Genomic DNA, 13,557 nt, shown 5'->3' with positions numbered 1-13,557 from the left:
ATGAGTACGGCTACTCAACTTGCGGCCGGACCCGGGCCCACGGACCGGCCGCTGAGTCGCCGGTCGGCCGCCCGGTCTGCGACGCTCGGGTCATGCCAGCCCGAAACCGTCGCCTGCCGCGCCACCTGTCGTGGCCGCTCACCTCGTCGGACCTCGACGCCGCACTCGGCGAGCGGATGCCCCGGGTCGAGCGCCTGTACTTCGCCGACCGCCCGCACGGGGACGGCACCGTGCTGAGCATCCAGTGGTACGGCGTCACCGTGCACCCCACGCTGCGGTCCAAGCTGTCCCTCACCGTCTTCCCGGTCCCGGCCGCCGAACGGGCCGCCGCCCGGCAGGTCCTGCTGCGGTCCGGCCTGCCGGAGGTCACCGCCTGGGCCGACCGCGCGGTGGCCGCCCCCCGAGACCTGGCGGGAGGCCACGCACTACCGCCACTGGCGCCTCGCGGCCGACGGGGCGGTGGCGCACCGGGACGACTTCGACCCGTACCGCTGATCCGATCGGGCGTCAGTGGCCCGGGCTGCGGTGGCGGTACACGTCGTCGAGCAGCCAGTGATACGGGGACTCCTCGGTGGTGGACCGCAGGGTGTTCAGTACGTCGTCGCCGCGCGGATCGTCCCGCAGGGCGAGTCGGGCCGCGGCCTCCACCCGGACGCTCTCGTCGGCGTCGCCGAGACAGGCCGCGAGTGCGTCGGAGGCACCCGCTGTGCCGGGTGGGGCGAAGGCAAGCGCTCCACAGGCTGCTCGGCGGACCGCCGCGTCCTCGTCTCCGGTGCGTTCCAGGGCAGCGGCCAGCGCCTCGGGGTTCCCCATTTCCAAGGCACGCCCAAGCCCGCTGACCGCCCGTTGCCGAACCTCGGCGTCGAGGTGGCGGGTGAGAGCGGGCAACGATTCGCCGGCACGCGGATCGAGGGCATCGGTCAGGCCGGCGGTGAGCGACCAGGCCACGCGAGGGTCCGGCTCGCGTGCCACCCAGGGCAGGAACAGGTCGACGAGCGGTCCGTCGAACGGCGCCTCGTCGCTCTCGTCGAAGAGGTTGGTCGTGCACAGCACTTCCGCGCCGAAGTACCGCTCCAACGGGTCCGGCCGGTCGCGCAGGGCGGCGGCCGCGGCCCAGACGGCGGGGTCGTCGTGCCGCTGCCGGAGCACGTCGGTCGTGGTGAACCACACGTCATGGGTGACGTCCGGTTCGGCCAGTGCACGGGCCAGCAACTCGTCGAAGGGTGTGGTGACGCCGTACCGCGGCTCCAGCGAGGTGAGGATCGCGGCGTGCCCGGTCCTGACCGTCAGGTTCCCCAGGGACAGTTCCTCGCAGGCCCCGAACTCGACGGACCGGACGGTTCGTCTGCCGACCGGGTCCGGCCGCCCGGTCCTGCGGCGCAGCTCCGTCACGGTGCCGGTCTCGTGCCAGTACCGGGCCAGCGCAAGGGCGTCACGCCCTTCGGCGTCCTTGGCCCACAGGCGGGCTCCGTGCCCAATGAGGGCGTTGGTGATGTCGTAGGCGCCGTTGTCGATCGCACGCAGCAGCGGGGTGCGCCCGTCGGCGCCGGCGCGGTCCAGTCGGGCCGATCTCAGCAAGGTGTCGACGACCGACAGGTCGAAGGTGTCCACGGCCAGGCACAGTGCGGGGGTGCCGTGCTCGTCGGTGGCGTCGGGGTCGACCCCCGCGTCCAGCAGCTGCTCGACCGCTCGCGCGTCGCCGTTCCGTATTGCCGCCATGAGTGGCTCCGCGTCCAAGTTCCCGTCCTCGCTCGGCGTTCCGCCTGCCCGTCGCAGGTCGAGACGGCACCGGGAGAGCATAGGCGAGTGAAAACGGGGTGCGGGGGCAGTTTCCGGTCGGCCAGCATGGCGGGCATGCAGCGGAGGTCACCCCAGGAGAAGAAGCGCCTGAGTTATCTGAAGGACCGTCGGAACTTCTACGGTGAGAACCAGAAGAGCTCCCGGCGGAACATCCCGCGCTCGCGGCGGGCCAACCACCATGCGCTGCGCCGCGGCGAGCAGTTGGCGCTGGGGCGGCTCAGGGCGTTCGGTGGGGCGGTGGACGACTCCGAGGTGCGCTTTGCGCGCCGGAGCACCGGTCAGTGGCGGAAGTCTGCGGACGCACCTCTCGCCGAGGTGGTCGCGTACCGGCTGGAGCGGCGGGCCCGGCTCGGTATCGACACGGCTCCGCGCAGCCAGGAGCGGCTGCGGCGCGTCCGGTCGGCTGTCCCGCCGGGCCGGCCTGAGCGGGGCCGGGACTGACGGTGCGTCGGTCCCAGCCCCGCTCAGGCCGTGTTGCTCAGTTGGCGCAGAACGCGTAGTCGTTGCCGCCCAGCTCGCGTCCGTCCCTGGTCTTCGCGCGGACCTCGAGGTAGTGGTCGCCGCTCTGGTCGGGGGTCCAGACGAGGGTGGCCTGGCCGGTGGGGTCGGCGGGGAGAGTGCGCTCCTGGCTTCCGTCGATGGAGTAGAGGTAGCTCACCACGCCGCGGACGTGCGGCCGGAAGGTGAAGCGGCCGGGGACGCCCGCCCCGCCGCCGCACTCGTTCTCCGGGTAGACGGCCGAACTCACCTCGGTGGCGAGAGCTTGGTAGCCCGTCCACCGGCGTTCGTCGCTGACCCAGCCGTTGGCGCTGTGGCTGGACACCAGCAGGGACGTGTCGGCGGTCAGCTTCACGGGGAGGACGGCGGTTCCGTTGCCCCCGGCCGGTACCTCCACCTGCCGGGTGCCTTCGTCAGTGGTGATCTTCACCGAGTAGGAGAGGATCCGGCTGAGGGACCGGGTGTGCGCGTCGGGAGTGAGCCGCACCGGTACGGTCTGCCCGAGGTCGGCTGCCGGGGGGATCATGGCCACGGTCGGGGCGGTGGACTTCAGGAGGAACGTGAAGGTCGACCGCGACGACTGGTTGAAGGAGCGGTCCAGGCTTGCCACCGTGAGCCGCAGGCGGAAGCGGTCGGGTTGCGGCAGCAGGCTGACGGTGGCCGTCCCGCCGGGCCGGTCGGCTCGTACGAAGTAGTCGCCCTTGGTGTACGGGTCGGTGGGCTTCGGGATGCCGTACTCGCCGATGCTGGTGCCGAGGACCGGCAGTTCGCCCCAGGAGAAGACGAACCCGGTGACGTCGGTGTCCCCGTGGGCGTCGAAGATGAGGCGGATCGGCTCGCCGCCGTCGGCCCGGCCGTTCTCGGGGTAGTTCGGGGACGTGACGAGGGGCGGCGCCGACGGGGCGGTGTTGTCGACGGCGAAGAAGCAGGGCGCGGACCAGTCCGAAGCCTGTGCCCCGGCGACCGTGCGCACCTTCCAGGCGTAGGTCTGCCCCTCGGACAGGGCGTCGGCCGGTACGGTGACCGGCGCCTCGAAGCGCGTGCTGACCTCGGTGCTGGTGAGCGTGCTGACCCGGCCCGGGTCGGTGACCGGCCAGACCTGGTACTCGGCGGCGAGGTAGGGGTGCCCGGTGGGGTCGGTGTGGTGTGGCACGCCCATGATCTCCACGCCGCCGCCGGCCCAGAGGTAGGTGGGGGCGCCCGCCCGCGTGGAGCAGAAGGTGAGCCCGTTGAAGAGGTCGGTGGGCGTGGCCGGAGCGCCGGTGGCAGCACCGGAGGGTGGCGCGGCGAGCAGGGCCAGGGCGAGCGCCCCGGCCGAGGCCAGCGTGGCGCGCACGCGGGTGCCCATGGATTTGATCACGATGATTCCTCCCCGTTGACGGCCCGATTCGGCGGGCCGGGGGGAAGCTTAGTTCAAGTCCCTTGCGGGGATGGGGAATTGCTGGGAGAAACACGGTGGGGGTAAGGGCGGATTTCGGCATTCCGGACGGCCGGGGAGAATGTCTCGCTGCTTGCCCGGGTGAACGGCCGGAAGAGCGAGCTCAGTCAGGTGCCAGAAAGGTCAGCCCCGGTAAGCTCGTCATGATTTGGACACCGTGAACCACCCGGGCCTCACCTCGGCCAGCAGGTCCTTCAGGCTCTCGACAGCCGCCCGCAGCTCCTCCGCCGTGGGGTCGACAGGTGTCGGGAGGCTCTGTCCGTAGCAACGCAGACGCCAGAAGTCGAAGGCCGCCGCCCCGCCGATGAAGTCCACGTCGATGTCGATGCCGTCCGGGCCTGTCATTCGACAACCCGCACCGTGCACCAGGTAGTTGTACCTGCCGGCCTCGCCGCTGCGGCTGATCCGGCCCGAGCGTGCGAGCGCCAGAACGTCAGCCAGCTGCTCCAGCGCCGGGAAGGCGTCCCGCATCGCAGCGTCGGCCGCGTCGAGATCGTCGAGGAAACCGAGCATCAAGTCCTGTGATGAGTGTGCTGACGGAGCGTCGCCTCTGAACTTCCGCACCGCGCCCTCCGCCGGATCAGATGATCAAGAATCGCGATTGTTCCACGGTGCGGTTCACCGTGCCAGAGTCGGCAGACCGCCTGACTGGGGACCAGCGGACGAGATCGACGGCGCCGTTCAACCGCTGAAGTGTCGATGATCATCTGAGATGATGTCAGGTGTGGGAAGCGAATCGATAGCCGCGGTCGACTGGAGTTCGTTCCCAAGTCCGTGGCGCACTTGCCCGCGTGAGATTGCAGTGCAGCTGCATGCGCTGGCCAGTGCGACCACCTTGAACCAGGCCGCTGGCGCGGTGACCAGCCTGCTCGACAGCGCTCTCATCTACGACCTGGAGCGGGAGGTGTTTCCTGCGGCGGTCGTGGCCGCGCCGATCCTCCTCGACATCATCGAGCACGCGCACCCACGGGCCCGTTTCGGCGCGCTGGACCTGCTCTGGGAGATGCTCGACCTGCGACCGTCGTCCGAGTTCGAGCGGGTCGACACGGCGCAGGTCCCGGGCCTGCGCCTGTGCTGCGCCATCGCTGATCACGTCCGCGACCGGCGGGGCATGCTCAAGCTGCACGGCCGCCCAGGTCAGAGGGTGCTGACGGCCGCCGCCAGGCATTGGAGGTTCGCGATACAGGAGGTGGTCGCGGCCGACCGTGGTGGAGTCCTGGTGCTCGGCACCCTGAAAGGGCAGTTGCCCGACGGGCCGTTCGAGGCAGAGCTGCACAGCGCGCTCACCATCGTCACGGTCCCTGCTGTCGAGACGGAGTACGACCGTGCCGATGAGGATGATGAGGCCTTCCTCCGACTGCTGGGGACGGCCGAGGCGGCGATAGCGCCCGGCGCTGTGCTCTGCCCGACCGATTGCGCCGAGGACCAGAGCTGAGTCTGCTCTTTGACGTTTTCGGCGCTCAGCGGCTTGACCTGGTCAGATCGTCGTCGAACCAGCAGTTGTGGCTGAACAGGCCCCACGCGTAGAGCTCGCGGCCGGCCGCGAAGCCGTGGGACTGGCGTCGCAGGGACGCGAAGTCTCCTCCCGGTAGGCGGCCGTCCGGATCCGGGTTGAGCACTGTTGAAGTGGAGGCTCACGGGGCCGCATCCTGCCCGGCGCAGCTGACAGGCCCGGAATCGCTGCCATGCAGTCTGGCGTGATCGCGTTCAGCAGAGTCTCCAGACGTCTGACTTCGACGTTTTTCCTGAGCTACGCGGCGGTCAGGCGTCGGGGTGTGCCTTGAGGAATGTGAGGGCGCTCGCCACGAACGCGTCGTGGAACTGGAAGATCCCGCCGTGTCCGGCGTCCGGGTAGAGGGGGACGAGTTCGCCCCGGGGCAGTCGTGCGGCGAGGTCGAGGGTGTTCTCGCTCGGCACCATCCGGTCGCTCTCGCCGTTGGCCACCAGGACCGGCTGGTGGATGCGGGACATGTCGGCCGGCGCCTGCAGGCCCCATCGGTGGATGGCCTTGAGCTGGGAGAGGTAGGAGCTGGGGGAGATCGCCTTGTCCCGGTGTTGCGTTCGCTCCTTCAGTCGGGCCAGGAACTCCTTGCCGGCCCGGCGTCCGTTCGCGGTACGCGTGAAGAAGAGGTACTGCTTCGGATCTTGGAGGGTGAGCAGTGCTCGGAGGGTGTCGAGGTGGGAGATCCGGGTCACGTTCTTGATGCCCTTGCCACCGGCGGGTCCTGTGCCCGCGAGGATCAGCCTGCGAACGAGCTGTGGTTCGTTCTGTGCGATCACCTGAGCGATCATCCCGCCCATCGAGAAGCCGAGGATGTCCACCTGGTCGAGCCCGAGTGCCCGGATGAAGGTGACGGCGTCGTCGGCCATTTTCTCGATGGTCTTGGGTGTCGAGCCGGTGGACGCGCCGACGCCCCTGTTGTCGAACGTGATCACCCGGTGCTTGGCGGCGATGCCGTCGACGACACGGGGGTCCCAGTTGTCGAGTACCGCGGCAAGATGGGTGAGGAAGATCACCGGGATGCCGGACCGGGGGCCGAGTTCGCGGTAGGCGAAGGTCACTTGGTCGGCGGTGACGGTGCGGGTCGGTGCGTCCTGGTAGGACATCGCTGTGCCGCTGCTGCCTTCGTGTGTGTCGTTCATGGGTGTGCCCTTCGGTCTCGGATCTACCGCGGCCTCGCGCCGGCCGCTTCGTCCTCGCGGGTGCGCGCAGGACGGTTTCCCGGCCTTCCGACTGTGGGCGCGGGGCCGGCGGCCGGATGAGGGGGAGGGGCGCGCGGGGCGCCTGTGGTCGATTCCTGTGGTGGCGGGGAGGGGGGATCCACTTGTCTGCCGATGCCGGCCGGTCAGGTGGAGGCGGGGACCGGCCGGCAGACCTCACTTCATCGCGATGACGACTTTGCCGGCCTTTGCGCGGCCCTTCTCGGCGTACTCCATGGCGTCGCGGGTCCGGTCGAAGGGGAAGACCCGGTCGACAACGGGGTGGATGTGGCCAGCGTCGACGAGCCGGGTGAGTTCGCGCAGCCGGCCGCCGTCGGCCTTCATGAACAGGAACGAGTAGGTCACGCCGTGGCGCTTGGCACGGCGCCGGGTCCTGAAGCTCAGTGCGTTCATCGCCTGCCGCAGGACCGGGTTCGCGCCGAGCTCGCGGGCGAAGTCCGCGTCGGGCGGCCCGGCGATGCTGATGACCTTCCCGCCCGGCTTGAGGACCCGCAGCGACTTCTCCAGGGTCTCGCCGCCGAGGGTGTCCAGGACGACGTCGTAGCCCTCCAGGAGCTGCTCGAAGTCCTGGGTGCGGTAGTCGATGACCACGTCCGCGCCGAGTTCCTTGACCAGGGCGGCGTTGGCCGCGCTCGCGGTGGTGGCCACGTGTGCGCCCAGGTGTCTGGCCAGCTGGAGGGCGATGGTGCCCACTCCGCCGGAGCCCGCGTGGATCAGGACCTTCTGGCCCGGCCGGACCTGCGCCCTGTCGACCAGCGCCTGCCAGGAGGTGAGGGCGACCAGCGGGAGGGAGGCGGCCTGCGCCATGGTGAGGGCGGCGGGTTTGGGAGCCAGGTCGTCCTGGTGGACGGCGATGAGTTCGGCGAAGGTGCCGATGCGGTCCTTGTCGGGCCGGGCGTAGACCTCGTCGCCCACCGCGAACCGGGTGACGGCGGAGCCGACCCGGACCACCACTCCGGCGAGGTCGTTGCCCAGGACGAGGGGGAGGCGGTAGGGCAGGATCCTCTTGAAGGCACCGTCGCGGATCTTGAAGTCCAGCGGGTTGACGCTCGCCGCGTGGATCTCGACCAGGACATCCTCGGGACCGGGCTGCGGATCGGGCAGCTCGGCGGCGTGCACCGCCGACTGGTCGCCGTACTTCTCGATCAGGTAGGTCTTCATCTCTCCGTCTCCGTGTCCCGTCCGCACCTGGACGCGATCTTCGCTCGTTTCCGGGCCTGCCCCGGTACGAGCCACTCTCTGCCGGCCACTGCTGGTTCACGGCGCCCCGCGCCGATACGGGGGAGTGCTTCTCACGCCGCGTTCGGCGACGTGGCCAGGCTCTGCTTGACGTACCGGGTGGTCTCGTCGGCGAGGACCTCGGGCAGGCCCGCCTCCACGGCGGACAGGGCCTGGGCGGCGACCTCGGCGGGGTCTGCCTTCTGGTCGGCGGGAACGCCGGCGGCCATGTCGGTGTCCATGTACCCGACGTGCAGCGCCGTCACCGTGATGTTGTGGGGCGCCAGTTCCTCTCGGACCGCGCCGGTCAGCGCCCATGCCGCCGCCTTCGCCGCGGCGTATGCGCCGAGGTCGGCCGGGTGCAGCCAGGACAGGACCGACAGCACGTTGAGCATGCCGCCGCCGCCGTTGGACTCGATGACCGGGGCGAAAGCCCGCGTCACGGCGAGAGGGCCGAAGAAGTTCACCTCCATTTCCAAGCGCACCGCGTCCGGGCTGCCCGCGATCAGCGGCGTCCCGGTGGAGATGCCCGCGTTGTTGACCAGCAGCGTCGCGTCGGCGGCGATGCGGGCCGCCGCCCGGATCGACTCCGCGTCGGTCACATCCAGCCGCAGCGGGACGACGCCCGGCAGGTCCACCGTCTCGGGGCGGCGGGCCGCCGCGTAGACCTTGGCCCCGCGCTCCACGAGCTGGGCGGCAAGATGCCGCCCGAGCCCCCGGTTGGCGCCAGTGACCACCACGACCGCGTCCTTCAGTTCCATGAGCACTCCCGAGGTAGTGGGCGGCAGCTGACCGCCCCAATAGATTTCATCCAACATCTAAACTGGAGTCTAGAATAGATTCGACTCGACATCCAACTGGGAGGGTGACCGATGGGCCGCGTATCGCAGGCACAGGCACGGGACAACCGCCGACGGGTCGTGGAGACCGCCTCCCGGATCTTCCGGGAACAGGGCACCCACGTCAGCGTCGCCGACCTCATGAAGGCCTCCGGTCTGACCCACGGCGGCTTCTACAAGCAGTTCGCCTCCAAGGAGGCACTCGTCGACGAAGCCACCGCCCACGCCTTCGCCGAACTCGCCCGCCACCACAAGGACGGGCTCGACCAGTACGCCGGCCAGCGCGACGACGCCCAGCGGGCGCTGATCGACGCCTACCTTTCCATCGAGCACCGCGATAGCGCCGCGGACGGGTGCCCCGCCGCCGCACTCGCCGGCGACATGGCCCGCGACGGCGCAGACGGCGAGGCCCGCCGCGTCTACACCCAGGGAGTCGGCGACTTCGCCGACTGGCTCGCCACCGAGGACCAGGACGGCATCACCCGGCTGTGCACCATGCTCGGCGCACTCGTCCTGTCCCGCGCCACCACGGGCTCCCCGCTCTCCGAGAAGATCCTCACCACTGCACGCGAGGCACTGACGGCCACCAGCTGACCAGCGACGCGGTCCAGGGCGGTACCTCGCAGGAAGGGCGCGTGTCGTCGACCTACCGTCATCCACGGCGGGGCTCTGCAGGCTGCTCAGGTCAAGGCCCTCGCCTGCCAGTTGCCCGCCGTGAGTGGCACGCCGCTCGCACGCTGGTCGGCCCCAGGCAGGCCAGGGCGATGCGGGTGAACCACGGCCGCGGCGGGGCCCTGGCCTGTCACGCCGCCTACGACGTCCACCACGCGAAGGTCTTCGGCCGCTGCGAGCCAACCCACCGGCATCGCCTCCTTCCCGGTCCGGGTGTGTCGCGGTGAGGACATCTGGTGGCGGTTTGCCGGACAGTGCGGGCCGGGTCAGCTCCGGGATGTAATCCCGTGGGCTGACGTCACGCGGGAAGGGAAGTGACAGTGTTCCCCTGTGCCCACGGACCGGCCGTGGCAGCACGACTGACGATCCGTCACCACGGGGGAACCATGACCACCACGCAGTCCACCGACCGGAAGGGCATGACGCGCCGCCGCATGCTGGGAGGCGCGCTGGCCGTCGGGGCGGCGGCCGTGCCGCTCGCCACCGTCGCCGGCCCCGCCTGGGCGGTCCCGGCCGCACCCGCTCCCACCCCGACGCGGCTCACCCTGCCCGGCCCCACCGGGCCGTACCCGGTGGGCACCGCCGAGTTGCACCTCGTCGACCGCTCACGCCCTGACGCCATCGCGGGCGGCGGGCACTTCCGCGAGCTGATGGCCACGGTCTGGTACCCGGCCCGGGACGTCGGGCGCCACCCGGTGGCGCCGTGGATGCCGGCCGGCGCGTTGAAGGCGTTCCTGGCGGACGTGGGGTTCGCCACCTTGGCCGACCAGGCGCCGTTCACCTCCGCGCACGTGGGCGCGCCGGTGCTGCGTTCGGGCCGACGGCTGCCCGTCCTGGTGTACTCGCACGGTGCGCGCAGCCACCAGGGCGACCACACCGTCATGGTCCAGGAGCTCGCGAGTCACGGGTACGCGGTCGTGACGATCGCTCACCAGTACGACACCTATACCGAGTTCCCCGACGGCAGGGTCGCCGTCCCGTCCGACGACCGCCAGGCGCCGACCCTGCCGGGCGACTTCGCGGCGGACCTGCGCTTCGTCCTGGACTGCGTCGAGCAGCTCGCCGCCGGGTGCAACCCGGACGTCGACCGGCGCAGGCTCCCGGCCGGACTGCTCGGCTCGCTCGACCCTGACCGCATCGGCGCGTTCGGCTGGTCGAAGGGCGGGACGGCCACCGCCTGCGCCGCGCTCGCGGACGAGCGCATCCGGGCCGGCCTGAGCCTCGACGCCCCGATGCAGATGAACCCGCCGCTGGCCGGCGACCTGCACCGGCCGTTCATGATGATGTCCGCCCACTTCACCCGCGCCACGGACCCCGCCGCCGCCGCGTTCTGGTCGCACCTGCGAGGTTGGCGACTGGACATCCAGGCCCAGGGCGCCGTCCACATCTCGTACGGCGACAACGAGGCACTGTTCGCCCAGGTGGCGAAGCTGTTCGGGTGGAGCGGGGAGCAGCTCCAGGACGTGATCGGTACCCTCGACCCCGACCAGGCGATGAGGATTCAGCAGGCATACCCGCTCGCCTTCTTCGACGAGCACCTGCGCCACCGCCGCCGGCCCCTGCTCGACGGCCCGTCCCCGGCCTTCCCGGCGGTGACGTTCCTCCCCTGACCGCCCGGCGGAGCGCCTCTGCGGCCGTCCGACCTACGCCCGGTCGCGCTCACGCCAGACGGCCGCGGAGGCGCCCGCGGTGCCGGCGGCGAGGGTACCCCAGAGGGCGGCGGGGCCGTGGGCGGCGAGGGCGGTGATGGCGGCGGGGGAGACGGCCAGGCCGAAGCCGGTGGAGAGCTGGAAGCGGGCCAGGGCGCGGCCCAGCAGAGCGGGCGGGGCGAGGGCGGTGACCAGGGCGGTGGAGCTGCCCGCGTAGAGGATCTCGCCGAGGGTGCAGGCCACCGAGACCAGGGCGACCGCCGCCGGGCCGAGGCCGGTGGCGAACAGGAAGCCGAGGTAGCTCACGGCCAGCACCACACCCGAGGCGGCCAGCACGGTGCCGCGCGACCAGCGGGCGGTCCAGGTGGTCAGCGGCACCTGAAGGGCCACCACCAGCACGGTGTTGGCGACGAATACCGCCGCCGCCCATACCGGGGAAGCGTGCAGCTGGGTGACCAGCACCAGCGGTACCGCGATCTCGGGCACGTTCAGGCAGAAGACGTACAGCACGTTGGCCAGCAGCAGCACACCCATCCCGGGTGTCGGCCCGTCGTCCGCGCTCTGACGCCGCGTCGGATCGGCGGCCACCCGTACCGACCAGGCCAGCGCGCCCGCCGCCAGGTAGCCGGCACCGGACGCCACCGCCAGCACCCTCAGCGCCGACGGTCCCCCGGCGACCGCGGTGGCGGCCAGCAGCGCGCCCACCCCCAAGCCCGCGTTGCGCACCGAGCGTCCCGCCGCGAGCGCGGCGTCGCGCAGCCGGCCGGTGCTGACGGTGGCCACCAGCGCGGCGTGCGCGGCCGGCCAGGACTGGTTGCCGATGCCGAGCAGCAGCGCGGCCACCGTGAACAGCGGCACGTCACCGGCCGACGCGGCCACCAGCACCACCACGCCCACCACCCGGACCAGCATCGAGGCGGCCACCGCGCTGCTGCGCGCGCCCCGGTCCAGCCAGCGGCCCAGCGGCGGCAGGCAGACCAGACCCGCCACGATGCCGACCGTCATCGCCAGGCCGGTCGCCGCCGCGGACAGCTCCAGCACGGTGATCCCGTACAGCAGCAGGAACGGCCGCAGCAGTCCGGTGCCCAGCGCGTCCACGGCCAGGGCGAGGGCGTAGCGCGGTCCGCCGCAGGCGCCGACCAGTTGACGGAGCGTCGGCCGCGGTTCGGGAGCGGCCCGCCGCTCGGGAGCGGGCCGGTGGTCAGGGGTGGGCCGGGTCGCATCCGGCGGCGCGGTGGTCATGGAGGACACGGTGCGCCCCGGCCACCATCGGGGTCACGTCGGTTGACGATTCCCGTCAACCGGTGCTCCGGCCCGGCCTCTGAACAGGGAGAATGTCCGGGTGACCCTGCGCATCGACCTCACCGGCACACCGCCCGAGCGGATCCGCTTCGCCGTTTCACCGCTCGCCGAACTCAGCGCGATGCTGCACGTGCTGGCCGCCCCCGATCACCACCCGCAACTGGCCGGCTGGGCGGCCGGAGTGCACGCCGTGCTACGCCCCGAGCTCGCCGAGCGGCTGCACGAGGCCGAGTTCCTCTGGCGCTCCTCGCGGGCCGACTTCCTGGTCCCGGCCCGGCCGCGCGCCACCCTCGCCGAGGAACTCGACGAGGTGGACCTGATCGACGACGACCGCTACGCGCACTCCGCCCTGGTCACCACCTGCGGCAGCAACCGCCTGCACTTCGCCGGCCGCTCGCCGCTGCGCGACCCGGCCGCCCGGGCCGACGCACTGGACCGCGCGCAGGCCCGGGGCGCCCTCCAAGAGGCTTTCGCGGAACGGCTGTTGGCCGACCCGGCAGTGGTCCGCGCCCGTGTCCGGGAGACTCTGGAGCAGTGCGCCGAGGCCTTCTTCGAGGCGGCCTGGCCCGGCATCGCGGCCCAACTGGCCCAGGACCTGCGCACCAAGACCGAGCTGATCCGCCGTCACGGGCTCGGCGCCGCGATGGCCGCCGTCTCCGGCGCGATCACCGTCAGCGAGGACGGCCGCTCGCTCGTCCTCGACAAGCTCCAGGACAACGCCACCGAGGCCGGCCCGGCCGGCGTCACCTTCCTGCCCACCGTCTTCGGCCACCCCCACCTGGTCGCCGTCAACGCCCCCGGCTGGCAGCCGGTCGTCCAGTACCCCGTCAGCCAGGCCGACCACCCCGAACCCGTCTCCCTGGAGGCCGTCCGCCTGCGCCTGGAAGCCCTCGCCCACCCCGTCCGCCTCCGCCTGGTCCGCACCCTCGCCCGCGGTCCTCACACCACCGGCGAACTCGCCCGGGCCTGGGAACTCACCGACCCCGAGGTCTCCCGTCACCTCGCCGTCCTGCGCCGCGCCGGCCTGCTCACCTCCCGCCGTCGTGGCCGCTACGTCCTCTACACCCTCGACCTCACCACCACGACGACCCTCGGCACGGACCTCCTCGCCGCCGTCCTGCGCTGACGCCTCGTCCGACCGCTGGCGCGCCGGCCGCAACCGGTGTGCTCGGCGCCGTGGACGACTGGTGCCTGGCCGTGGCTGCGGACAACGGCCCGGAGCGGACGGTGGCTTCGGGCCCGGCCCGTTCGCCGACCGGGCTCGCCTGATCCACTTGGTTCGGCGTTGTTGTTCGCCGGCGTCTGCAGGGACGGTCGGGGTCGATGGACGGGGTGGTTCCCCCGGGGCGTTGGATATGGGAGAGCGTCTGACCTGTCGGCTCCGGCAGGATGGCCCGATGAGCTTCTTCCGTCGACGTCA

Annotated in this window: 12 protein-coding genes; 5 read left to right on the top strand and 7 right to left on the bottom strand. The window is 71.6% G+C overall.

Translation table 11 applies throughout. From position 1 onward, the window contains the following. Window positions 1-507 precede the first annotated feature (507 nt). On the bottom strand, window positions 508-1,719 hold the full coding sequence (locus tag F4556_RS00515) for an ankyrin and HEAT repeat domain-containing protein (protein ID WP_184910609.1): 1,212 nt from the start codon (window positions 1,717-1,719) through the stop codon (window positions 508-510). 135 nt (window positions 1,720-1,854) lie between these two features. Between F4556_RS00515 and F4556_RS00510 the strand changes: the two genes are divergently transcribed. Then, on the top strand, window positions 1,855-2,241 hold the full coding sequence (locus tag F4556_RS00510) for a hypothetical protein (RefSeq protein WP_184910608.1): 387 nt from the start codon (window positions 1,855-1,857) through the stop codon (window positions 2,239-2,241). 37 nt (window positions 2,242-2,278) lie between these two features. Here the strand turns inward: F4556_RS00510 and F4556_RS00505 are convergent, their stop codons facing one another. Continuing rightward, a complete protein-coding gene (locus F4556_RS00505) occupies window positions 2,279-3,658 on the bottom strand; it encodes a hypothetical protein (protein ID WP_184910607.1) in 1,380 nt (459 codons plus the stop codon). A gap of 219 nt (window positions 3,659-3,877) precedes the next feature. After that, the gene (locus tag F4556_RS00500; protein ID WP_184910606.1) at window positions 3,878-4,249 is read right to left on the bottom strand and encodes a DUF6896 domain-containing protein; all 372 of its coding nucleotides are present in this window, start codon (window positions 4,247-4,249) and stop codon (window positions 3,878-3,880) included. A 289-nt stretch (window positions 4,250-4,538) separates the two neighbouring features. Between F4556_RS00500 and F4556_RS00495 the strand changes: the two genes are divergently transcribed. Then, entirely contained in the window at window positions 4,539-5,171 is a 633-nt protein-coding gene (locus F4556_RS00495; RefSeq protein WP_184910604.1) for a hypothetical protein, read from the top strand. Window positions 5,172-5,497: 326 nt separating this feature from the next. On the opposite strand, the gene F4556_RS00490 is transcribed toward F4556_RS00495, so the two are convergent. The 3 genes from F4556_RS00490 to F4556_RS00480 form a co-directional block, all read right to left on the bottom strand. Further along, window positions 5,498-6,379, bottom strand: coding sequence for an alpha/beta fold hydrolase (locus tag F4556_RS00490; RefSeq protein ID WP_184910603.1), 882 nt, complete (start codon window positions 6,377-6,379; stop codon window positions 5,498-5,500). A gap of 234 nt (window positions 6,380-6,613) precedes the next feature. Further along, a complete protein-coding gene (locus F4556_RS00485) occupies window positions 6,614-7,618 on the bottom strand; it encodes an NADP-dependent oxidoreductase (RefSeq protein ID WP_184910601.1) in 1,005 nt (334 codons plus the stop codon). 131 nt (window positions 7,619-7,749) lie between these two features. Then, window positions 7,750-8,436, bottom strand: coding sequence for an SDR family oxidoreductase (locus F4556_RS00480; protein WP_184910599.1), 687 nt, complete (start codon window positions 8,434-8,436; stop codon window positions 7,750-7,752). A 111-nt stretch (window positions 8,437-8,547) separates the two neighbouring features. Between F4556_RS00480 and F4556_RS00475 the strand changes: the two genes are divergently transcribed. Both F4556_RS00475 and F4556_RS00470 read left to right on the top strand, forming a co-directional pair. After that, on the top strand, window positions 8,548-9,108 hold the full coding sequence (locus F4556_RS00475) for a TetR/AcrR family transcriptional regulator (RefSeq protein WP_184910597.1): 561 nt from the start codon (window positions 8,548-8,550) through the stop codon (window positions 9,106-9,108). Window positions 9,109-9,572: 464 nt separating this feature from the next. Further along, window positions 9,573-10,796: an alpha/beta hydrolase family protein gene (locus F4556_RS00470; RefSeq protein WP_184910595.1), complete on the top strand. Its 1,224-nt coding sequence runs from the start codon at window positions 9,573-9,575 to the stop codon at window positions 10,794-10,796. 33 nt (window positions 10,797-10,829) lie between these two features. On the opposite strand, the gene F4556_RS00465 is transcribed toward F4556_RS00470, so the two are convergent. After that, window positions 10,830-12,077, bottom strand: a complete 1,248-nt coding sequence (locus F4556_RS00465) for an MFS transporter (protein ID WP_184910593.1) — start codon at window positions 12,075-12,077, stop codon at window positions 10,830-10,832. A gap of 100 nt (window positions 12,078-12,177) precedes the next feature. Between F4556_RS00465 and F4556_RS00460 the strand changes: the two genes are divergently transcribed. Continuing rightward, a complete protein-coding gene (locus tag F4556_RS00460; RefSeq protein ID WP_184910591.1) occupies window positions 12,178-13,263 on the top strand; it encodes a DUF5937 family protein in 1,086 nt (361 codons plus the stop codon). The last annotated feature ends 294 nt before the right edge of the window (window positions 13,264-13,557 follow it).

This window comes from Kitasatospora gansuensis (genome assembly GCF_014203705.1).
In the GTDB taxonomy this organism is placed as follows: Bacteria; Actinomycetota; Actinomycetes; order Streptomycetales; family Streptomycetaceae; genus Kitasatospora; species Kitasatospora gansuensis.
The sequence above is the reverse complement of the archived record's forward strand: the minus strand, read 5'-3'. Positions and strand labels throughout refer to the sequence as shown.